This window comes from Actinokineospora spheciospongiae (assembly GCF_003182415.1).
GTDB classification, from domain to species: Bacteria; Actinomycetota; Actinomycetes; order Mycobacteriales; family Pseudonocardiaceae; genus Actinokineospora; species Actinokineospora spheciospongiae.
Genome location: NZ_QHCP01000005.1, coordinates 1 through 21,629 on the forward strand (window position 1 = coordinate 1; position 21,629 = coordinate 21,629).

19 protein-coding genes are annotated in these 21,629 nt (G+C 72.1%); 11 read left to right on the plus strand and 8 right to left on the minus strand.

Going from position 1 to position 21,629, the window contains the following annotated elements; genetic code table 11:
- Positions 1–153: 153 nt before the first annotated feature.
- The 4 genes from DFQ13_RS14160 to DFQ13_RS35615 are packed head-to-tail and all read left to right on the plus strand — an operon-like array spanning position 154 to position 2,690.
- Positions 154–951, plus strand: coding sequence for an ABC transporter permease (locus DFQ13_RS14160; RefSeq protein ID WP_110080175.1), 798 nt, complete (start codon positions 154–156; stop codon positions 949–951).
- Positions 944–1,744, plus strand: coding sequence for an ABC transporter permease (locus DFQ13_RS14165; protein ID WP_233438406.1), 801 nt, complete (start codon positions 944–946; stop codon positions 1,742–1,744). Before DFQ13_RS14160 ends, DFQ13_RS14165 begins: the two co-directional genes overlap by 8 nt.
- Positions 1,741–2,214 carry an ATP-binding cassette domain-containing protein gene (locus tag DFQ13_RS35610; RefSeq protein WP_267897657.1) on the plus strand — a complete coding sequence of 158 codons (474 nt, stop codon included), beginning with the start codon at positions 1,741–1,743 and terminating at the stop codon, positions 2,212–2,214. The genes DFQ13_RS14165 and DFQ13_RS35610 overlap by 4 nt, the downstream gene beginning before the upstream one ends.
- Entirely contained in the window at positions 2,139–2,690 is a 552-nt protein-coding gene (locus DFQ13_RS35615; RefSeq protein WP_267897662.1) for an ATP-binding cassette domain-containing protein, read from the plus strand. Before DFQ13_RS35610 ends, DFQ13_RS35615 begins: the two co-directional genes overlap by 76 nt.
- Here the strand turns inward: DFQ13_RS35615 and DFQ13_RS14175 are convergent.
- Both DFQ13_RS14175 and DFQ13_RS14180 read right to left on the minus strand, forming a co-directional pair.
- Positions 2,678–3,613, minus strand: a complete 936-nt coding sequence (locus DFQ13_RS14175) for a pseudouridine-5'-phosphate glycosidase (protein ID WP_233438407.1) — start codon at positions 3,611–3,613, stop codon at positions 2,678–2,680. The genes DFQ13_RS35615 and DFQ13_RS14175 overlap by 13 nt on opposite strands.
- A 55-nt stretch (positions 3,614–3,668) precedes the next feature.
- Positions 3,669–4,466, minus strand: a complete 798-nt coding sequence (locus tag DFQ13_RS14180) for a sporulation protein (RefSeq protein WP_110080177.1) — start codon at positions 4,464–4,466, stop codon at positions 3,669–3,671.
- Between the two features lie 68 nt (positions 4,467–4,534).
- Between DFQ13_RS14180 and DFQ13_RS14185 the strand changes: the two genes are divergently transcribed.
- On the plus strand, positions 4,535–4,777 hold the full coding sequence (locus DFQ13_RS14185) for a DUF3039 domain-containing protein (protein WP_035280047.1): 243 nt from the start codon (positions 4,535–4,537) through the stop codon (positions 4,775–4,777).
- 96 nt (positions 4,778–4,873) lie between these two features.
- Here the strand turns inward: DFQ13_RS14185 and DFQ13_RS14190 are convergent, their stop codons facing one another.
- Together DFQ13_RS14190 and DFQ13_RS14195 are read right to left on the minus strand one after the other, a co-directional pair.
- Positions 4,874–7,990, minus strand: a complete 3,117-nt coding sequence (locus DFQ13_RS14190; RefSeq protein WP_110080178.1) for an efflux RND transporter permease subunit — start codon at positions 7,988–7,990, stop codon at positions 4,874–4,876.
- Between the two features lie 120 nt (positions 7,991–8,110).
- On the minus strand, positions 8,111–9,265 hold the full coding sequence (locus DFQ13_RS14195) for a YihY/virulence factor BrkB family protein (protein WP_181399982.1): 1,155 nt from the start codon (positions 9,263–9,265) through the stop codon (positions 8,111–8,113).
- Between the two features lie 212 nt (positions 9,266–9,477).
- Between DFQ13_RS14195 and DFQ13_RS14200 the strand changes: the two genes are divergently transcribed.
- The 5 genes from DFQ13_RS14200 to DFQ13_RS14220 all read left to right on the plus strand — a co-directional run bounded on the left by DFQ13_RS14200 (position 9,478) and on the right by DFQ13_RS14220 (position 16,168).
- On the plus strand, positions 9,478–11,226 hold the full coding sequence (locus tag DFQ13_RS14200) for a DEAD/DEAH box helicase (protein ID WP_035280045.1): 1,749 nt from the start codon (positions 9,478–9,480) through the stop codon (positions 11,224–11,226).
- 325 nt (positions 11,227–11,551) lie between these two features.
- Positions 11,552–12,676, plus strand: a complete 1,125-nt coding sequence (locus DFQ13_RS14205; RefSeq protein ID WP_035280044.1) for a sugar ABC transporter substrate-binding protein — start codon at positions 11,552–11,554, stop codon at positions 12,674–12,676.
- A gap of 82 nt (positions 12,677–12,758) precedes the next feature.
- Positions 12,759–13,532: an ATP-binding cassette domain-containing protein gene (locus DFQ13_RS14210; RefSeq protein ID WP_035280042.1), complete on the plus strand. Its 774-nt coding sequence runs from the start codon at positions 12,759–12,761 to the stop codon at positions 13,530–13,532.
- Positions 13,533–13,548: 16 nt separating this feature from the next.
- Positions 13,549–14,976 (plus strand): sugar ABC transporter permease, encoded by a 1,428-nt coding sequence (locus tag DFQ13_RS14215; protein ID WP_110080180.1) that lies wholly within the window; start codon positions 13,549–13,551, stop codon positions 14,974–14,976.
- Positions 14,977–15,034: 58 nt separating this feature from the next.
- On the plus strand, positions 15,035–16,168 hold the full coding sequence (locus tag DFQ13_RS14220; protein WP_035280040.1) for an ROK family protein: 1,134 nt from the start codon (positions 15,035–15,037) through the stop codon (positions 16,166–16,168).
- A 145-nt stretch (positions 16,169–16,313) separates the two neighbouring features.
- Here the strand turns inward: DFQ13_RS14220 and DFQ13_RS14225 are convergent, their stop codons facing one another.
- From DFQ13_RS14225 to ppgK, 3 genes are all read right to left on the minus strand, one after another.
- The gene (locus DFQ13_RS14225) at positions 16,314–16,499 is read right to left on the minus strand and encodes a DUF7455 domain-containing protein (protein ID WP_035280038.1); all 186 of its coding nucleotides are present in this window, start codon (positions 16,497–16,499) and stop codon (positions 16,314–16,316) included.
- Positions 16,500–16,861: 362 nt separating this feature from the next.
- Positions 16,862–18,184: an RNA polymerase sigma factor gene (locus DFQ13_RS14230; RefSeq protein WP_110080182.1), complete on the minus strand. Its 1,323-nt coding sequence runs from the start codon at positions 18,182–18,184 to the stop codon at positions 16,862–16,864.
- A 187-nt stretch (positions 18,185–18,371) separates the two neighbouring features.
- Positions 18,372–19,133, minus strand: coding sequence for a polyphosphate--glucose phosphotransferase (gene ppgK, locus DFQ13_RS14235; protein ID WP_035280036.1), 762 nt, complete (start codon positions 19,131–19,133; stop codon positions 18,372–18,374).
- An 82-nt stretch (positions 19,134–19,215) separates the two neighbouring features.
- Between ppgK and DFQ13_RS14240 the strand changes: the two genes are divergently transcribed.
- On the plus strand, positions 19,216–20,016 hold the full coding sequence (locus DFQ13_RS14240) for an inositol monophosphatase family protein (RefSeq protein ID WP_035280035.1): 801 nt from the start codon (positions 19,216–19,218) through the stop codon (positions 20,014–20,016).
- Positions 20,017–20,643: 627 nt separating this feature from the next.
- Here the strand turns inward: DFQ13_RS14240 and cei are convergent.
- On the minus strand, positions 20,644–21,345 hold the full coding sequence (cei, locus tag DFQ13_RS14245; RefSeq protein ID WP_052021191.1) for an envelope integrity protein Cei: 702 nt from the start codon (positions 21,343–21,345) through the stop codon (positions 20,644–20,646).
- Between the last annotated feature and the right edge of the window lie 284 nt (positions 21,346–21,629).

Consider the following 21,629-nt stretch of genomic DNA (forward strand, 5'->3'; position numbering starts at 1 on the left):
ACCACCTGCCACTGCTCATCGGTCAACTCATGCCTGCGCACCACGGCACAAGATCAAAGCAGATCAACCCGACCGGCTTTGAGGACAGGCCCTAGGGTAGAAAGCCCCTTCGGCCGCCCCGTCCGCGGCCACGACCCCCGGAGGAGGCAGGCAGTGTCGCGCGCCCCGCTGGCCCTCCTCGCGGCCGGGTTCCGCCGCTACTCCACCTACCGCCAGGCCACCTTCGCCGGGATCTTCACCAACAGCGTGTTCGGCTTCCTGCGCTGCTACCTGCTGCTCTCGGTCGCCCAGGAGACGGGCTCGGTGGCGGGCTACAGCGGCTCGCAGTTGGTCACCTACGTCTGGCTCGGGCAGGGGATGCTCGCCACGGTCAACAGTTGGACGCCGCTGGACCTGGCCGAGCGGGTGCGGACCGGGGACGTGGTCGCCGACCTGCTGCGCCCGATCGATCCACTGTGGACCTACCTGTGGACCGACCTGGGCCGGGCCTGCTTCGCCGTGCTGACCCGGCTCGCCGTCCCGCTGGGGGTGGGCGCGTTCGCGTTCGGGCTGTACGTGCCGGACGACCCGCTGGTGTACCCGGTCCTGCTCCTGTCGCTGGTGCTGGCCGTGGTCACCGGCTTCGCCTGCCGCTACCTGATCGGCCTCACCGCGTTCTGGCTGCTCGACATCCGCGGGCTGAACATGGTGTGGGTGTTCTTCTCCGGCTTCGCCAGCGGCCTGTACTTCCCGCTGGCGGTCCTGCCGGAGTGGCTCTCGACGCTGCTGTGGGTGGCCACGCCGTTCCCGGTGCTGATGCAGTCCTCGATCGACATCGCGGTCGAGCGCGGCGGGCTCGGGCACGGGCTGCTGGTGCTCGCCGGTCAGGCCGCGTGGGCTCTCCTGCTGCTCTGGGCCTGCCGGGTGGTGCAGCGGCGCGGGGTGCGCAGGCTGGTCGTGCAGGGTGGCTAGCGCCCGCGTCTACGCGCACGTGGTCCGGGCGCAGGTCCGCTCCCAGGCGCAGTACCGCGCCTCGTTCCTGATCGACCTGTTCGGCAGCATGGCGGTCAACGCCCTCGACATCGCCACGGTCTTCGTGCTGTTCTCGGTGACCGGGGGGCTCGGCGGGTTCGGCGGCGGGCCGGTGCTGCTCATGGCGGCGCTGTCGGCGGCGTCGTTCTCCCTGGCCGACATGGCCGTGGGCACCGCCGACCGGCTGCGCGAGTACGTGCGCAGCGGGCAGTTCGACTCGCTGCTGCTGCGACCGCTGTCGACGCTGGCGCAGCTCGTGGCGGTGAACTTCGCCTTCCGCCGGGTCGGCCGCGTCGTGCAGGGGCTCGTGCTCTACGTCGTCGCGCTGGCCGTCGCGGGCGTGCACTGGACCCTCGGCGCGGCCGTGCTGGCGGTGGTCGCGCCGCTGGTGGGCGGGGTCTTCTTCGGCAGCCTGTTCGTCGCCGGGGCCACCGTGGCGTTCTGGTGGATCGAGTCCGGGGAGGTCGCCAACGCGTTCACCTACGGCGGCCGCGACTTCACCTCCTACCCGGTCACCATGTTCGGCGGCTGGTTCCGCGACCTGTTCGCCATCGCCCTGGGGTTCGCGTTCGTGGCGTACCTGCCCGCCCTCGCCCTGCTCGACCGCCCCGACCCGCTCGGCCTGCCGGACTGGCTGCGCTGGTGCTCGCCGGTGGTCGCGCTCGTCGCCGCCTGCCTCGCCGCGCTGTTCTGGCGCGTGGGGGTCCGCAACTACCGGAGCACAGGATCGTGATCATCGAGGTTTCCGGGCTGCGCAAGGACTTCACCGTCACCACGAAGGTGGGGCGGCTGCGCCGCGAGCGCACCGTCGTGTCCGCGGTGGACGGAGTGGACCTGGTCGTCGGGCGCGGTGAGCTGATCGGCTACATCGGGCCCAACGGCGCGGGGAAGTCGACCACGCTCAAGGTGCTCACCGGTGTGCTGACCCCCAGTGCCGGGCGCGTGCGGGTGTGCGGGCTGGACCCGGTGGCCGACCGCACGACGCTGGCCCGCCGGATCGGGGTGGTCTTCGGGCAGCGGTCGCAGTTGTGGTGGGACCTGCCGCTGGGGAGTCCTTCGAGCTGCTGCGCCACATCTACCGGGTGCCCGCCGCCGAGCACGCCGCCCGGCTGCGCACCTGCTCGGACCTGCTCGACCTCGACGGGTTCACCCGCACCCCGGTCCGCCAGCTCTCCCTCGGGCAGCGGATGCGCGGGGAGCTGACCGCGGCGCTGCTGCACGGCCCGGAGGTGCTGTTCCTCGACGAGCCGACCATCGGCCTCGACGTGCTGAGCAAGCAGGCCGTCCGCGGGTTCCTGGCCGAGCTGGACCGCCGCGGCGACACCACCGTCGTGCTGACCACGCACGACCTCGCCGACATCGAGAAGCTGTGCGAGCGGCTGGTGGTGATCGACCACGGCCGGGTCGTGCACGACGGCACCCTCGACGCCCTGCACACCCGCCACGGCTCCCGCCGCACGATCGTCGCCGACCTCGACGCGCCCTGGCCCGCCGGGCAGACCGTGCCGGGCGCCGCGGTGGCGGCGGTGGAGGCCGACGGCACCCGGGTCACGCTGACCCTCGACGGCCGGGCGGCGGGCGAGGTGGTCGCCGCGCTCGCCCGGATCGTGCCGCTGCGCGACCTGTCCGTGCAGGAACCCGACATCGAGGACGTCGTGGCCAGGATCTACCGGGGCTGAGCCAGCTCAACGGCGACCTCGGCGGCCACCCTGGTGTTGTCGGCGACCAGTTCGATGTTGGCGGTGAGGCTGGCGCCGCCACTGCCGCGGTGGAAGTGGTCGAGCAGCACCGGGGTGACGTCCTTGCCGCGGACGTCGCGCTCGCGCAGCAGGTCCATGCCCTCCAGCAGCAGCCGGTCGTGCAGCTCCCGGTCCAGCTCGTGCTCCGCCGGGATCGGGTTCACCAGCAGCACGCCCGCACCGCCGGGCACGTGGTCGCGGTGCGCGGCGATCGCGGCGGCGGCCTGCCTCGGGTCCTCGACCCGCCACGGCACCTCGAAGGCGGACACCCGCAGGTAGAAGCTGGGGAAGGAGTCCGTGCGGTAGCCCAGGACCGGGATCGACCGGGTCTCCAGCACCTCCACCGTCGCGGCGATGTCGAGGACCGACTTCACCCCGGAGCACACCACGGTCACCGGGGTCGCCGACAGCACGTCGAGGTCGGCGGAGACGTCCCAGGCCGCCGCGCCGCGCGGCACGGTCAGGTGCACGCCGCCGAGGCCGCCGGTGGCGAACACGCCGATGCCCGCCTGGGCGGCCAGGGTCGCGGTCGCGGCCACCGTGGTCGCCCCGTCGCGGCCCAGGGCCAGCGCCGGGCCCAGGTCGCGGCGGGAGAGCTTGCGCAGGCCGGAGTCGTCGGCGCACAGCCGCTGCAACCGCCCGTCGTCGAGGCCGACCCTGGCCCGGCCGTCGAGCAGGGCGATGGTCGCCGGGACCGCCCCGGCCGCCCGGACCACGTCCTCCAGGCGCCTGCCGACGTCCAGGCTCACCGACGCGGGCAGCCCGTGCGCCAGCAGGGTGCTCTCCAGCGCGACGACGCCGCGACCCTCGGCCAGCGCGTCGGCGACCTCTTCGGCCAGGTCCAGGTGCTCGGTTCCACTCACGCCGGGCATCATGCGTCAGCCGGGGTCCACCCGCGCGCCCGGGGTCGGCCGGGGCTCAGTCGAAGATGCCGCGCGGGGCCGCGACCTGCCGCAACCAGCCCTCCAGTTGCTGCTCCCAGTTCGCCCCGACCGCGGTGTGGGCCACGGTGAACGAGCCGAGGAACGCCTGCCCGCGGTTGCCCAGGCCACCGCCCCTGGCCACCCGCACCCGCTTGGTCACCTCCAGCACCACCCGCACGTCGGCGGGCCGGGCCAGGAACGTCACCACCACCCGGTCGAAGACGCGCTCGAACGCGGGGGAGGGGCCGAAGACGATCTCCTGGAAGAACGGGAGCTGCTGGTCGACGCCGTCGAGCCGGTCGCGCGCCATGCCCGCCTCGCGGAAGGTGAAGCCGAGCCTGCTCATCGCGTCCAGGACCCGGTGCTGGGCGGGCAGCGGCTCGACCGCCACCGCGTCCACGTCCTGCGGGTCCACCACCGCGCCCGCCAGGTCGAGGTTGGTCTGCAGGCCCACCGCCATGCCGGTCAGGTGCTTGCCGAACACCGTGGTCACCGGCGTCTCCCAGGGCAGGTGCACCTCGAACGGCACCTGCAGCCGAGCGCCCGCCCGGACCACCTCGTGGCCTGCCAGCCGCACGGTCTGCACCGGCAGGTCGGCGGTCTCGCCGTCGTCGCCGGTCTCCACCCTGGTCAGCAGGGTGACGCCGAGCGCGTCGACCTCCTGGTCGACCTGCCCGCCGAGGAGCAGCACCTCGCCGTGCAGGACGCCGCCCGGTCGGACGGCGCGGTCGAGGAGGCGGGCGTCGACCTTCGCCCCGCCGGAGCCGAAACCGGCCAGCACCTTCTGGAACATGCTCGGCATCCTGCCGCACGACGCCACCGCCCGAGCGGGTTTTCGGCGCGGTGTTGCATCATGGAGCCATGAGCGCACCCACCCAGACCCGCCCCGAGGTCGACACCCGCCCGGAGGGCACCGAGACCACCGGCGACGACACGCCGAAGATGTTCCACTACGTCCGCAAGAACAAGATCGCCGAGAGCGCGGTCATGGGCAACATGGTCGTGGCCCTGTGCGGTGAGGTCTTCCCGGTGACCAAGAGCCCCAAGCCCGGTTCCCCGGTCTGCCCCGACTGCAAGAAGATCTACGAGCAGATGAAGGACTGAGCGGCGTTCGCCCCTCCCGCGGCCGCTGCGCCTGGAGTGGGAAGGCCGCAGGAACGGCGAAGGGCCCCGCGCGCGGGGCCCTTCGCCGTCCGGGGGTCAGGCGGAGCTGGTGGCGGGCTCCGGCGACGGTTCGGCCGGGGCCTGCGGCGGCGGGGACTTCTTCGCCCGCCTGCGCTCCTTGAGGTTCTCGACCATCGTGTAGAGGGTCGGCACCAGGACCAGGGTCAGCACGGTCGAGCTGATCAGCCCGCCGATGACCACGATGGCCAGCGGCTTGCCGATGAACCCGCCCTCCCCGGTGACGCCCAGCGCCATCGGGACCAGGGCGAAGATGGTCGCCGCGGCGGTCATCAGGATGGGCCGCAACCTGCGGCGACCGCCCTCCACCACCGCGTCCACGACGGACATGCCGTCGGCCCGGTACTGGTTGACCAGGTCGATCAGCACGATCGCGTTGGTGACAACGATGCCCACCAGCATCAGCATCCCGATCAGCGACGGCAGGCCCAGCGGGGTGCCGGTGGCCAGCAGCAGCCCGATCGCGCCGGTGGCGGCGAACGGGATGGACACCAGCAGGATCAGCGGCTGCACCAGGCTGCGGAACGTGGCCACCATGATCATGAAGACGATCGCGATGGCCGCCAGCATGGCCAGCCCGAGGTCCTGGAACGTCGAGGCCTGGTCGGCGCTGACGCCGCCGATCTCGTACTCCGCGCCCCCGGTGAGGGTGGTCGCGTCCAGCCGGGCGGTCAGGTCGGCGGTGACCGCGCCCAGGTCGGCGCCGGTGGCCTTGGCCGAGACGGTGGTGCTGCGCTCGCCCCCGGTGCGCCGGACCTGGGTCGGACCGTCGACTGTGGACACCTGCGCCACCTCGCCCAGGGTGACCACGCCGCCCGCGCCGGGCAGCGGGAGGGCGCGCAGCGCGTCGACGTCACCGGGCGCGGTCCCGGTGCGCAGCACGACCTGCTGCCGGGTGCCGCCGATCGCCAACTCCGCGACTGGGGTGCCGCGCAGCGCCTGGGTGGCGAACTGGGCGACGGTCTGCGTGCTCAGCCCGCGCGCCGCGGCGGCCCGCTGGTCGACGAGCACCTGCACCCGGGGCGCGCTGACCGCGAGGTCGTTGCTGACCTCGGCCAGCCCCGGGGTCTCCGAGACGACCCGCTGCACGGCGTCCGCGGCGGTCTTGAGCGACGCCGCGTCCGGGGCGGTGACGACGACCTGCACGGTGTCGGAGGCGAACCCGGCCGCCGCCGCGCCGAACTTGACCGTGCCGCTGCCGGGCACGTTCGCCAGCCGCTCGGTCAGCCGGTCCTGCAACGCGGTCAGGTCGGTGCCCTCGCGGACGGTGGCGTTGGCCGAGGTGGCTCCGGTGCCACCGAGCCCGAAGGCCGCGAACTGCTGGTCGCCGCCGACGGTCACCTGGTAGGTCTCGACCTCCTCGGCCTCACCGAGCACGGTCTCCAGCTTGCGCGCCGCCTCGTCGCGGGCGGCCAGGCTCGCGCCGGGCGGCAGCTCCTGGGTCAGCCGCAGGGCCGTGTTGCCGGACTGGTCGAGGAAGTTGGTCGTCAACTGACCGGCCAGCACCCCCGTGCCGATGAAGATCAGCACGGCCACCAGCACCGTCGTCCCGCGCTTGCGGGTGGCGAACCGCAGCACCGGGACGTAGGCGCGTTGCAGCGGGCTCCTGCGCTCCTTGGCGATCGCGGCCTCGCGGGCGGTCTCGGCCGCGGCGGCGTCGGCGGGGACCGCGGGCGGCTTGAGGAACCAGTACGCCACCACCGGCACCACCGTCAGCGACACGACCAGCGAGGCCAGCAGCGCCACCGTCACGGTGATCGAGAACGGCCCGAACAGCTCACCGGCGATGCCGCCGACGAACGCGATCGGCAGGAACACCGCCACCGTGGTCAGCGTCGACGCGGTCACCGCGCCCGCCACCTCCCGGGTGCCGTCGAGCACCGCCCGCTGCTTGGGTTCGCCGTAACCCAGGTGTCGCTTGATGTTCTCCAGCACCACGATCGAGTCGTCGACGACCCGGCCGATGGCGATGGTCAGCGCGCCCAGCGTCAGCAGGTTCAGCGACAGGTCACCGATCCACAGCGCCAGCAGCGCCACCAGCACCGACAGCGGGATCGACACCGCCGTCACCAGCGTCGAGCGCAGCGACAGCAGGAACAGCAGGATCACCACCACCGCGAACAGCAGCCCCAGCAGCCCCTCGGTGGTCAGGCCGCTGATCGCCTTCCGCACCTGCGGCCCCTGGTCGGAGACGACGGTGAGCTTCGTGTCCGCCGAACGGCCCAGCTCGTCGAGCTTGCCGCGCACGGCCTGGGAGATGTCCACCGCGTTGCCGTCGGCGGTCATGGTCATCGACACGCCGAGGGTGGCCTGCCCGTCGGTGCGGGTGATCGCGGTCGGGGCGGCCAGGCCCTGCTCGACGGTGGCGATGTCGGCCAACCGCACCGGGCCCGCGCGGCCGGGGATGGTCAGCGCGCGCAGGTCGTCCACCGACCCCAGTGGGCCGCCCACCTGCACCGACAGCGTGTTGTCGCCCTCGCTGAGGGTTCCAGCGGGCGTCGAGCGGCCCGCGGCGGAGAGGGCGGCGGTCAACGCCGTCGGCTCCACCCCGGCCGCGGCCAGCCTCGCGTAGTCGAGGGTCACGGTGACCGTCTGTTCCCGGGCGCCGGTCAGCGACACCTCCCGCACACCGGGGATCTCCTCCAGGCCGGGCAGCACCTCCGCGCGCAGCCGGGCCGCCGTGGCGGCCTCGTCGGCGCCCACCGTGGCGGCCAGCGTGACGACCGGGATGTCGTCGGTGCTGCCCTGCGCGACGGTCGGCTCCACGTCCTGCGGAAGCTGCGGGCGCAGCCGGTTGACCGCCTGCTGGATCTGCGCGACCCCGTTGTCCAGGTCGGTGCCGTAGACGAACTGCACCTGCACCGTCGCCGAGCCCTCGGCGGAGCGGGTGGTGACCTGCTCGACGCCGGGGATGCCCCGGGCCGCCGCCGCGATCGGCTCGGCGATCTCGCTGTCGACCACGTCGGGCGAGGCACCCGGGTAGGGCGCGACGACCACCGCGGCGGGCAGTTGGATGGACGGGAAGAGCTGTTGGCGCAGCGACGGCAGGGCGATGACGCCGAACCCGATGACCAGCAGGCTGAGCAACCCCACCAGTCCCCGGTTGCTCAGGCTCAGTCTTGCCAGCACGGACATGGCTGTGTGTGTCCCCTCGGTGTGACCCCGGTGAAACCCCGGTGGCACCGCTGCCCGCGCGGGGTGGCGTCAGCCTGGCACACCGAACCTGAGAGCCGTTCCGGTCCACCGGGAACTCCGTCAGGGAGAGGGCTCACCCCGGGTGGGCGACGCCCGGCGCAACCCGTTCTCCTTGGTGCCCAAGGGTTCCGGTCCGTCCACAGTGCCGGCGGGAGGTTGGGCCGACCCGTCCACTGAGTCGGGTCCCCGGGTGCCGTTCCCGGCCGGGGCGTCCGGGTCCTCGTCGTGCCAGGCCCGGGCGCTCTCCTCGGAGTGGATCTGCCCGGCGGCCCGCTCCAGTTCCAGCCGCTGCCAGCGCCGCCGCTCCCGCCGGGTCATCCGCGCGGGCCACAGCTCCTGGATGGCGGAGTTGAAGTAGGCGCCGATCACCACCGCGAGCCCGATGAAGTAGGCGAACAGCAGGAACGCGATCGGGGTGGCCAGCGCGCCGTAGGTGTAGCCGGTGGAGGTGATGGCGCCGATGTAGAACCGCAGGCCGATGCTGGAGAAGATGAAGAACACCATCGCCAGCAGCGCGCCGGGGACCCCGCGGTGCCAGGGCAACTTCCGCGGCAGGGCCAGCTTGTAGAGCGTGGCCAGCGCCAGCACGATCAGCAGCCCGATCGCCGGGTAGTAGGTGAACGACAGGTAAGCGACGATCGTCGGCCGCCAGGACACCGGGAACAGGTTCGGCAACAGGTCCGGTCCCAGCGCCAGCACCGGCAGCCCCACGATCAGCAGCACCAGGCTGGCCATGTAGATCAGCAGCGAGAAGATCCGCTGCCACACCTCGTTGCGCACCCCGTACTGGTCGTGCGCCACGGTGATCGCGTCGACGAACGACGACATCGCCGACGAGCCCGCCCACAGCGAGATGAGGAAGCCGATCGAGACGATCTCGCCGCGCCCGACGGTGAGGATGTCGTTGACCGTCGGCTCGATGATCTGCGTCACCACGTTGCCGCTGAACGCGGTGCGGGAGATGTCGATGATGCTGGCCTGCACCGATTGGATGACGTCGCGGCCGAACCACTCCGCCACGTAACCGAGGCTGCCCAGCAGTCCCAGCAGCAGCGGCGGCAGCGACAGGACCTGCCAGAACGCCGACTCCGCCGCCTCGGAGAAGATGTTCCCGCCCCACGCCTTGCCCAGGGTGCGCTTGACCAGCCGCCACGGTCCCCGGCGCCGCGGGGGCGCGCCGTCGCGGCCGGTCGGGTGTCCGGACAGCGGGTTCATCGCGCCCAGCATGGCTCATCAGTGGTGATCCGGCCGCACGGCCCGGGCGATCGTTACCCGCGTGTCGCGTCAGGCGGCGATCACCGACGGGGGCCGGGTAGTCTCACGGACGCCCTCACACCGGGACCGACCGCCGCGCACCGCCGCCCGGCGCGAGCCGATTGAGGGCGTTCGCATGTGCGCCGAGTGGCTGGAAGGAGCTGGGGCATCCCGTGACCCGGGCCGAGGTTGAACCGGACACCCAGGAACAGCGGACCCCGCCCGCCCGACCGCTGCGGGCCTGGCAGCGCCGCGCGCTGACGATGTACCTCACCCGCAGGCCCAAGGACTTCCTCGCGGTGGCGACGCCGGGCGCGGGCAAGACGGTCTTCGGGCTGCGGGTCGCCGCCGAGCTGCTCGCCGACCGCACGGTCGAGCGGATCACCGTCGTCGCCCCGACCGAGCACCTCAAGCACCAGTGGGCGGCCTCGGCCGCGGCGGCGGGCATCCCGATCGACCCGAACTTCACCAACTCGATGGGCCAGACCTCCAGCGACTACCTGGGCGTCGCGGTCACCTACGCGCAGGTCGCCGCGCACCCCGCGCTGCACCGGGTGCGCACCGAGCAGCGCAAGACGCTGGTGGTCCTCGACGAGATCCACCACGGCGGCGACGCCAAGAGCTGGGGCGACGCGGTCCGCGAGGCGTTCACCCCGGCGACCAGGCGGCTGGCGCTGACCGGGACCCCGTTCCGCTCCGACGACTCGCCGATCCCGTTCATCCAGTACGAGCCGGACGGCGCGGGCTTCCAGCGCTCCAAGGCCGACCACACCTACGGCTACTCCGACGCGCTGCGCGACGGCGTGGTCCGGCCGGTGATCTTCCTGGCCTACTCCGGTGAGGCGAGCTGGCGCACCAGCGCGGGCGAGGAGTTCTCCGCCCGCCTCGGCGAGCCGCTGACCGCCGAGCAGACCGCCCGGGCCTGGCGCACGGCGCTGGACCCGTCGGGGGAGTGGATTCCGTCGGTGCTGGGCGCGGCGAACGTGCGGCTGACCCAGTTGCGCGAGGGCGGCATCCCGGACGCGGGCGGGCTGGTCATCGCCTCCGACCACGTCACCGCCAAGGCCTACGCCAAGATCCTGCACACCATGACCGGCGAGGAACCGGCCCTGGTGCTCTCCGACGACCCGAAGGCGTCGGGCCGCATCCAGGAGTTCTCCGACGGCACCGCCCGCTGGCTGGTCGCGGTCCGGATGGTCAGCGAGGGCGTCGACGTGCCCCGGCTGGCCGTGGGCGTCTACGCCACCAGCGCCTCGACGCCGCTGTTCTTCGCCCAGGCCATCGGCCGCTACGTGCGCGCCCGGCGCCCGGGGGAGACCGCGAGCATCTTCCTGCCGTCGGTGCCGGTGCTGCTCGACCTGGCCAGCGAGCTGGAGGCCGAGCGCGACCACGTCCTGGGCAAGCCGCACCGGGAGGAGGAGGGCTGGGCCGACGGCCTGCTCGCCGACGCCAACCGCACCAAGGACGAACCGGGCGAGGAGGAGAAGGCGTTCACGTCCCTGGGCGCCTCGGCGGAGCTGGACCAGGTCATCTTCGACGGCTCCTCGTTCGGCACCTCGGCGTTCTCCGGCTCCGACGAGGAGCAGGAGTACCTCGGCCTGCCCGGCCTGCTCGAACCCGACCAGGTCCGCGCCCTGCTCAAGCAGCGCCAGGACGACCAGCTCCAGGCCCGCTCGCGCAGGGCGGCGGAGGAGGCGGCCAAGCCCAGGGAGGTCCCGGTCGCCCGCCCGCAGTCGGTGCAGGAACGCCTGGCGACGCTGCGCAAGGAGCTCAACGCCCTGGTCGGCATGGCCCACCACCGCACCGGCAAGCCGCACGGCATGATCCACGGCGAGCTGCGCCGCACCTGCGGCGGCCCGCCCACCGCGATGGCCACCGTGGAGCAACTGGAAGAGCGCATCGCCACCCTGCGCTCCTGGTAGCGGCCCCGCTCGACCCCCGCGGCGGACACAGCCCGCGCCCCGAGTCGACTCGGTGACCTGCGGGAGCGGTCCGATGAGCGGATGCCCCGGTGTGCGCGCCTACGCGCGGCGCCCGATCGGACGCGATCCGTGCACCCGACCGGACGCATTGCGCGCAGATGTCCACTCCGTTGCCAAACCGTGTCCCACCGAATGGACCTGAATCGAGTCAGTCCGGTTTCCGACGCCGGTCGAACGGCATATGTTGTGGCCCACAACATTTGGAACGGTCAGCTCGCCCCGGGTCCAGGCGGCACCGTCCAGCGGCATCGAAAGGGACATCGTGATGCGCAGCAAGACTCTGGCATTCCTGGCCGCGGGGCTGGGTACGGCCCTGACCCTGACGGCGTGCGGGGCCAACCAGGCCGCCCCGCCCGCTTCCGGCGGGTCCAGCGACACCGCGAGCAGCGGCCCGGGCATCCCGGTCGGCGTGATCCTGCCGGAAACCGCGACGTCCGCCCGCTGGGAGGGCTTCGACAAGCCCATGCTGGAAGCGGCGATGAAGGCCAAGGGCCTCGAACCCGACATCCAGAACGCCCAGGGCGACGTGCAGAAGTTCACCACCCTCGCGGACGGCATGATCAGCCAGGGCGTCAAGGTCCTGGTCATCGCCTCGATCAACTCCGAGGTCGGCACCGCGGTGGCGGCCAAGGCCAAGGCCCGCGGCATCCCCACCATCGACTACGACCGCCTCAACCTCGGCGGCAGCTCCGACTACTACGTGTCCTTCGACAACGTGAAGGTCGGCGAACTCCAGGGCCAGGGCCTGGCCGACGCGCTCAAGGACAAGCCGGGCGCGCAGGTCATCGAGATCGAGGGCGCCCCGACCGACAACAACGCGACCCTGTTCTACAACGGCCAGCAGAACGTCCTCAAGCCGCTGTACGAGGCGGGCACGCTCAAGCTGGTGCAGAAGCAGGCCATCGACGGGTGGGACAACCAGAAGGGCGGCACCACCTTCGAGCAGATCCTGACCGGCAACGGCGGCAAGGTCGACGGCGTCGTGGCCGCCAACGACGGCCTCGCCGGTGCGGTGATCACCGTGCTGCGCAAGAACGGCCTCAACGGCAAGGTCCCGGTGACCGGCCAGGACGCCACCGCGGACGGCCTGATGGCCATCCTGCGCGGCGACCAGTACATGACCGTGTTCAAGCCGATCAAGGAGGAGGCGGAGAACACCGCCTCCCTGGCCGCCCTGCTGGCCAAGGGCGACACCGCGGGCGCCGACGCGCTGGCCAAGCAGAGCAGCGACGACACCAAGGCCAACCGCAAGGTGAAGTCGGTTCTGCTGGAGCCGAAGCTGACCACCAAGGACACCGTCAAGGAGGTCGTGACGCAGGGCTACGTGAAGGCGTCGGAGATCTGCGGCGGCGACCTCGCCCCGGTCTGCTCGCAGCTCGGCATCAGCTGACCGAAGTCCTCCGCCCCCGGCGCGGCGCGTCTCCCCCCACGCGCCGGGCCGGGGGCGGTCCTTCCCCGTAGGAGATCGCGCCATGAGCGAACCCATTCTGGAGATCACCGGGCTCAACAAGAGCTTCGGACCCGTCCACGTGCTGCACGACGTGGACTTCACCGTGCGCGCCGGTGAGGTCACCGCGCTCGTCGGCGACAACGGCGCGGGCAAGTCGACCCTGGTCAAGTGCGTGGCGGGCATCCACCCGACCGACTCCGGGCAGGTGTCCTTCAACGGCAGGCCGGTGACGATCAACGGCCCGCGCGACGCCGCCGACCTGGGCATCGAGGTCGTCTACCAGGACCTCGCGCTGGCCGACAACCTCGACATCGTGCAGAACATGTTCCTCGGCCGCGAGCGCGGCAGCGCCTGGATGCTCGACGAGGCCAGCATGGAGAAGGCCGCCCGCGACACCCTGGCCTCGCTGTCGGTGCGCACGGTCAAGTCGGTGCGCACCCCGGTCTCCTCGCTGTCGGGCGGGCAGCGGCAGACCGTGGCCATCGCCAAGTCGGTGCTGTGGGAGAGCAAGGTCGTGCTGCTCGACGAGCCGACCGCCGCGCTCGGCGTCGCCCAGACCCGGCAGGTGCTCGACCTGGTGCGCAGGCTGGCCGAGCAGGGCCTGGGTGTGGTGCTGATCAGCCACAACATGGCCGACGTGTTCGAGGTGGCCGACCGGATCGCCACCCTCTACCTGGGCCGCATGGTCGCCCAGGTGCCGACCAGGGACGTCACGCACGGCCAGGTCGTCGAGCTGATCACCGCGGGCCGATCCGGAGACCTCGGGCTGGCCCGCCCCGAGTCCGCGACAGTCTGATCACCGAGGCACACCAATGACTGAAACCCCAGCCACCGAGAAGACCGACACCGGCGGCGCCATCTCCGACTTCGGCATCGACACCACCACCCAGTCCAGCGGCGAGGCGCTGCGCGACTACTTCGCGCGGCTGCGCGGCGGCGAGCTGGGCTCGCTGCCCGCCGTGCTCGGCCTGGCCGTGATGGTGCTGGTGTTCTGGGTGCTGTCCGACAGCTTCCTCACCCTGGACAACACCGCGAACCTGCTCGCCCAGGGCGCGGGCAAGATGATCATCGCCATGGGGCTGGTGTTCGTCCTGCTGCTCGGCGAGATCGACCTGTCCGCGGGCACCGCCTCCGGTGTGGCCGCGGCGGTGATGGCCATGCACTACGTGCGCTCGGGCAACCTGCTCGGCGGCATGGGCTCCACCGTGTTCTACGTGTTCGTCGCCGGCCTGGTCGTCGCCGCGGGCCTGGCGCTGTTCATGCGCATCTGGGCGGGCGCGGTCATGGCCGGGATCGCCATCGTCATCGCCATGATCGGCGCGGCGCCCAACCCGTGGATCGAGATGCTGCTCGCGGTCTGCGTCGGCACCGCGATCGGCGTGGTCACCGGCTTCCTGGTCTCCAAGATCGGCATGCCGTCGTTCGTGGTGACCCTGGCGCTGTTCATCACCTGGCAGGGCGTCATCCTGCAGTTCATCGGCGACGGCGGCGTGTTCGGCATCGGCACCCAGCCGGTGCTGTTCTCCGTCGCCAACGGCAACCTGCCCGTGCTCGGGAGCTGGGTCCTGTTCGTCGTCGCGGCGGGCGGCTACGCCGCGGTCGTGCTCGGCGAGCACTTCAGCAGGCTCAAGCGCGGCCTGGTCACCATGCCGACGCCGCTGGTGCTGGCCAAGGTCGGCGCGGTCGCGCTCGTCTCCGCGGTGGCCACCTTCGCGCTGACGCTCAACCGCTCGCCCAACGAGTCCGTCGTCATCGAGGGCGTCCCGTACGTGGTGCCGATCGTGCTCGTGGTGCTGGTCATCGGCACCTACGTGCTCAACCGCACCCGCTACGGCCGCCACATCTACGCCGTCGGCGGCAACGCCGAGGCGGCTCGGCGCGCGGGCATCAACGTGGGCAAGATCCGGGCCAGCGTGTTCGTCGTCACCTCCTCCCTGGCGGCCCTGGGTGCGATCGTGTACTCGTCGAAGGTCGGCTCGGTCGACCCGCAGGCCGGTGGCCTCAACACCCTGCTGTTCGCGGTCGGCGCGGCCGTCATCGGCGGCACGTCGCTGTTCGGCGGGCGGGGCAAGGTGTTCCACGCGGTGGTCGGCGGTCTGGTGCTGGCGGTCGTGGAGAACGGCCTCGGCCTGCTCAAGCAGCCCGCCGCCGTGGTCAACATCGTCACCGGCCTCGTACTGTTGCTGGCGGCCACCGTCGACGCCCTCTCGCGCAGGCGCGCGGCGGTCTCCACCAGGTAGGCAACCGGAAGGCAGGCACGTGACCAGCACGCCCACGGCGGGAGCCCGTCCCGACGAGGTGCGCAGGCACAACCGGACCGCGCTGCTGCGCAGGCTGCACGTGGCGGGCCCCACCACCCGGGCGTCCCTGGCGACGGAACTGGGGCTCAACCGCAGCACCATCAAGGCACTGGTCGACGGGCTGGCGGAGTCCGGGGTGGTCGAGGAACGACTGCCCCGGGCCCGCTCCGGCGCGGGCAGGCCGTCGCTGCTGGTCCTCCCACAGGCGCACGCGGCGGTGGTCGTGGCGGTCGATATCCGGGTCGAGCAGGTGGCGATCGCCCTGGTCGGCCTGGGCGGGGAGATGCTCGGCCGCAACAGTTGGAACCTGCACGGCCGCGCCAGCGAACCGGACGAGGTCATCACCCACGTCATCGAGTCCACCCAGGTCCTCGCCGCCGAACTGGGCGTGCGGATGGTCGGGGCGGGCGTGTCGGTCCCGGGCGTCGTCCGCCGCTCCGACGGCTTCGTCCACGAGGCCCCGAACCTCCAGTGGACCAACGTCCCCCTCGGCGACCGCCTCGGCGGCGCCCTCTCGGTCCCCATCCGCATCGCCAACGACGCGGAGATCGCCGCCCTCGCCGAACACCTCCGCGGCGCCGCCCGCGGCTCCCTCGACGCCGTCTACGTCTCCGCCGACGTGGGCGTCGGCGGCGGCGTCATCTCCGACGGCTCGGCCCTGCGCGGCACCGCCGGGTACGTCGGCGAACTCGGCCACATGGTGGTCAACCCGCGCGGTCGCCCCTGCTACTGCGGCAGCCGGGGGTGCTGGGAGACCGAGGTGGGCGAACTGGCCCTGTGCCGCGCCCTCAAGCTGCCGGAGGGCACCCCGCGCGGCGCGGTCGTCGCCGAACTGCGCTCCCTGACCACCCCCGAGCGGATCACCGCCGTCCTGGGCGACTTCCGCGAGTTCCTGACCATCGGCCTGGTCAACATCGTCAACGTGTTCGGCCCGGAACTGGTCGTCCTGGGCGACCTGTTCACCGCCCTGCCCCCGACGCTGATCTCCGCCGTGGGCGCCGAGGTCAGCCGCCGCTCCCTGGTGAGCCGGGCAGTGGGCGGAACCCGCGTCCTCACCTCGGCGATGGGCTCGGACGTCAAGCTGATCGGCGCCGCCGAACTCGCCTTCGAACCGGTCCTCGACATGGTCTGAACCCCCGCGTCCGGGGCCCCAGCTCGCCCACACGCCTCCCGGCGGCGCTTCGAGGCCCCAGGAACACTGGTTCGTCGGTCGGACAACGAGGAGGGCCGGCACCCCGCAGCGGGATACCGGCCCTCGTCGTGTTCAGGCGCGACTGTCAGCCCTTCTGGAGCTCAGCCGCCAGCTCGCGCAAACGGTCCTCGTGCGCCCGAGCGTGGTGGCCGCAGAACAGGAGCTCTCCTCCGGAGGAAAGTACGGCGCGAACCTGAGCGGCCGCGCCGCACCGGTCGCAGCGGTCGGCAGCGGTCAGCTCGGGGCGGGTGAGCGTCGTAGTCGTCGTCATGGGAGTTCTCCCTCCGTCCCGGCACCGGGTGGACCCGGTGCCCTCATCGGCTGCGGTCACGGAGGCGGAAACTCCGCCGTGGTCGCACTTCCTACTCTTACAGACGTTTGGGCCCCCGGCAGTGTTCCCGTTTCCAGAGTTAAAGCCGGTAACCCGGGTTTTACTCGCGACCGTGGTCCAAAAAGGCCCTGGAGCTGGGCCTACGTCGGGCAAACGGAACCTGAATCCCCGATGATCTGAGATCCTGTTCACCACGGGCGAACGCCCCCGACGACCACATCCTGGACTTGATCGGCCGAACGGGGCATTTCACGCGAAGAAGCCGCCCCCATCGGGAGCGGCTTCTTCCGGTCGACCCGGGTTTACTCCAGGTAGTCGCGCAGGACCTGCGAGCGCGACGGGTGGCGCAGCTTCGACATGGTCTTGGACTCGATCTGGCGGATGCGCTCGCGGGTGACCCCGTAGACCTGGCCGATCTCGTCCAGGGTGCGCGGCTGGCCGTCGGTGAGGCCGAAGCGGAGGCGGACGACACCCGCCTCGCGCTCGGACAGGGTGGCCAGGACCGACTGGAGCTGGTCCTGCAGGAGCGTGAACGACACCGCGTCCACCGCGACCACGGCCTCGGAGTCCTCGATGAAGTCACCGAGCTGGCTGTCGCCCTCGTCGCCGATGGTCTGGTCCAGGGAGATGGGTTCCCGGGCGTACTGCTGGATCTCCAGCACCTTCTCCGGGGTGATGTCCATCTCCTTGGCGAGCTCCTCCGGGGTGGGCTCGCGGCCCAGGTCCTGGAGCAGTTCGCGCTGGATGCGGCCGAGCTTGTTGATGACCTCGACCATGTGCACCGGGATGCGGATGGTGCGGGCCTGGTCGGCCATGGCGCGGGTGATCGCCTGGCGAATCCACCAGGTGGCGTACGTGGAGAACTTGTAGCCCTTGGTGTAGTCGAACTTCTCCACCGCGCGGATCAGGCCGAGGTTGCCCTCCTGGATCAGGTCCAGGAACGCCATGCCGCGGCCGGTGTAGCGCTTGGCCAGCGACACCACGAGGCGCAGGTTGGCCTCGAGCAGGTGGTTCTTGGCCCGCTCGCCGTCGCGCACGATCCAGCGGAGGTCGCGGCGCATCTGCGGCTGGAGCTTCTCGTTCTCGTCCTCGGACTTGCGCACGCGCTCGGCGGCGTAGAGCCCGGCCTCGATGCGCTTGGCGAGTTCGACCTCCTCCTCGGCGTTGAGGAGGGCGACCTTGCCGATCTGCTTGAGGTAGGCGCGGACCGAGTCGGCGGAGGCGGTGAGCTCGGCGTCCTTGCGGGCCTGCCGCAGCGCCTCGGACTCCTCCTCGTCCCAGACGAAGTCGCCGTCCTTGGTCTCCTTGCCGCCGGTGTCCTTCTCCTCCGGCTCCTCCACGGCCTCCTCGACCGGGTCGACCTCGACCTCTTCGAGGTCGGCGAGGTCGGGGGCGTCCTCGTCCGGCTCCTCGCCGTCGGGACCGTCCCCGGCCTTCTTGGGGCCGGACTTGGCCGCGGTCTTCTTCGGCGCGCGCGGGGCCTTGGCCCCGGCGGCCTTCCGCGCCGTCGTCTTGGTCCCGTTCACGCCCGTCGGCTCTTCGCCCTCTGCCGGTGCGCTCTTGGTCGTCTTGGCGGCGCTAGCCGACGCGGTGGAGCGTCGGGTTGCGGTTCGTGCGGCTGCCACGTACGCCCTTTCACAACTGTCCATCACGGCTGCGTCCGAGTGTGGAAACGCCTGGTCACTGCCGGAGTTCGGGGGAGTGCCCGGTGGGCTTCTCAGCCGCGGGCCTGTTCCATTGTAGCGACGGGCGGCGTGTCCCGAGGACACGCCAAGCCCGAAATGTGCTCGTGCACCCGCTCAGGGGGCGGTTTCAGGGGTTGGCCCCCGCCGCGGCGGCCACCGCCGCCCCCACGATGCCCGCGTCGTTGCGCAGTTCGGCGGCCACGACCTTGGTCCGTACGTCGAGCAGCGGCAGCCACTTGTCGGCCTTCTTGCTCACCCCGCCGCCCGCGATGATGAGGTCCGGCCAGATCAGGTTCTCCAGGCCGTGGACGTAGCGGGTCACCCGCTTGGCCCACTGCTCCCAGGACAGGTCCTCCTCCTCCTTGGCCGAGGCCGCCGCGCGCGTCTCCGCGTCGTGGCCGTCGATCTCGAGGTGGCCGAACTCGGTGTTCGGGATGAGCTTGCCGTCGAGGAACAGCGCGCTGCCGATGCCGGTGCCGAAGGTCAGCAGCACCACCACACCGGTCTGGTCGTGCGGCTGGCCGTAGCGGACCTCGGCGATGCCCGCCGCGTCCGCGTCGTTGAGCACGGTCACCTGGTCCGCGGGCAGGCCGAGGCGGCCCGCGAACAGCGCGGCGGCGTCGGTGCCGATCCAGCTCTTGTCGATGTTGGCCGCCGAGTGCGCCACCCCGCGCTTGACCACCGACGGCAGGGTGACCCCGACCGGCCCGGTCCACCCGAAGTCCTTCACGATCGAGGCGACCACCTCCGACACCGCCTCCGGCGTCGACGGGGTCGGGGTGGGAATCCTGATCCGCTCGCCCTCGAGCTTGCCCCCGTCGAGGTCCACCACGCATCCCTTGATGCCGGAACCGCCGATGTCCACTCCGAAGCCGCGGGCTGCACCCATCCCCGGTTCCTTTCAAATTCGATTCAGTGGCCGTCGAGCGGTGACATTAGCCGTCCGGTCCCGGCTGTGGTCGGATGGACGGGTGGGCACCTCCGAACGCGACCTCGCCGAGATCGCCGAGACCGTGGCCGTGGCCGCCGCGGCGCTGGCCGAGTCGACGCGGGCCGCGGCGATCCGCGACGTCGACACCAAGAGCACCCGCACCGACGTGGTCACCGCGGGCGACCGGGCCGCCGAGGACCTGGTCCGGGCCCGGCTGGCCGAGCTGCGACCGGGCGACGCGGTGCTGGGCGAGGAGGGCGGCGGTGCGGCCGGACCGGGCCTGACCTGGGTCGTCGACCCGATCGACGGAACGGTGAACTACCTCTACGGCTACCCCTGGTACGCGGTGTCGCTGGCCGCACAGGTCGACGGGGTGTCGGTCGCCGGGGCGGTCGTGGAGCCGGTCAGCGGCAGGCGCTGGACCGCCGCCCGCGGGCACGGCGCCTGGCTCGACGGGCGCAGGCTGCGGGTCTCCGAACCCGCGGGGCTCGACGTGTCGCTGATCGCCACCGGGTTCTCCTACTCGGCGCAGCGCCGCCGCGACCACGCCGCGGTGGTCGCCCGGCTGCTGGGCCGGGTGCGCGACATCCGGCGGGCGGGGGCGGCGTCGCTGGACCTGTGCGCGGTCGCGGCGGGGTGGGTGGACGGGTACTGCGAGCGCGGGCTCTCCCGGTGGGACTGGGCGGCGGGGGCGCTGGTCGCGGAGGAGGCGGGTGCGGTGGTGTCGCTGCCGGGGGAGGCGCCTGAGCTGGGGGCGGACGCGGTGTTCGCGTGCGCGCCTGCCGTGGCGGGGGAGTTGCGGGCGGCGCTGGTGGAGTGCGGGATCGGCGGGTACGAGTAGCGGCTGGGTGTCTACGCGGGGCGTGCTGCGTGCTGCGTGCTCGCGGGTCAGCCGTGGGTTTCAGGGCTCGGGGTTTTGTGGGTGTGCCCGGCTGGGTGGATGTGTTTGGCCGGGGCCCCTATGGCGATCATGTGCTCCAGTGCGTCAGGTGGGGCTGAAAAGATGCCCCACCGCCCAGGCAGGCTGTCACATGATCGCCACCCCCGGCCAAACACATCCACCCACCCGGGCATTCGCTCGCCAGGCCGGCGGTTTTCGGGGTGGCCGGTTGGTGGCTGCGCCAGTGGCATTCGGGTGGCTGGTAGCCGGGCCGACGGTTCCTGGGGTGGTCGGCCTGCGTTCAGGACATCCACCCGCCGGGTAGTTGCTCGCAGGGCCAGCAGGTTCGGGGGTGGTGGCTGGGCGAGCGCATTCGCTCGCCCGGGCGTTTCCGTGGCCGGGCCGCCGGTTTTCAGGTGATCGGCTGGCCAAGCGCATCCACCCAGCCGGGCATTCGCTTGTCGGGCCGGCGGTTTCGGGGGTGGTCGGCCACCCACCCGGGCATTGGCGTGGCTGGGTCGGCGGTTTTGGGGGTGGCCGGAAGTCGGGTGGTGGTGTTCCGGGTGGGGCGAGCGGCGTTGGGCGGGTCTAGCAGCGGGTCTTCTCGATCGCGGCCAGCAGGGTCGGGTCCAGGGCGGGGCCGGTGCCCTCGGCGTTCTGCAGGCCGCCCTGCTGCGGGCCGTTCTGCGCCCAGTCGCTCAGTTGCTCCAGGATGCGGCGGGAGGCCGTGGTGGGTTCCAGGTGCGTGTAGCGCTGGCCGATGGCCAGGTCGACGGTGGCGTCCTGGCGTTCGTCGCGGACGAGTTCGGCGCAGGGTTCGATCAGGCTGAGGGTGCGGGCGGCGGGCATCCCCTGCTGGCCGAAGCGGATCTGGGCGCGGCAGGTGAGCGACCCGTTGGTGTAGATCGTGTCGTTGGCCGGGTCGGTGACCTGGGTGAAGCCCAGTTCGCGCAGGGCCTCGGTGACCGCTCCGGCCTGGCGCCGCTGGCCGCTGGCGTTGACCACGCGCAGCAGGCTGCCCCCGGGGGCGGCCGGGGTGGTGCGGTCGAGCGCGTCGTCGGGGAGGGGCTGGCCGAGCGCCGGGGCGGGCTGCCCGTCGGCGGCGGGCACCGGGGCGGGCGGCGGGGCGCAGGCGTTGGCGGCGTCGGCCTCGCTGTCGGAGCCGAGGACCTGGAACCACACGACCATCGCCACCAGGCAGAGGACGGCCAGGAAGATCAACGCGGGCAGTGGCCTGCGCTTGCGGTACGGGGCCTGGCCCCCGGCCGCGCTCAGCTCAACGGCGGCCACGTGCGGACCCTCCCAACGGACCCCATGGCCCCACCCCCGGGCATCGGAACCGGGTCTCCCCGACTCGATCGTCGTTGCAGTTCAGCCTATTGGCTCCGCCCGGATTCACCGCACCCGGGCGAAGGGGTGTGCGTCACCTGCCGTGATCGCCCCGTGCGACGGCGGCGTGGCGCACGGTCACCTCCCGGGTGAATCGCACCACGGGCGCACCCCGTCGACAAGGCCATCGCGGGCACAGCGCCCGATCGTGGCACCCGGTGACGGGTCGGTGACACGGATCGGAC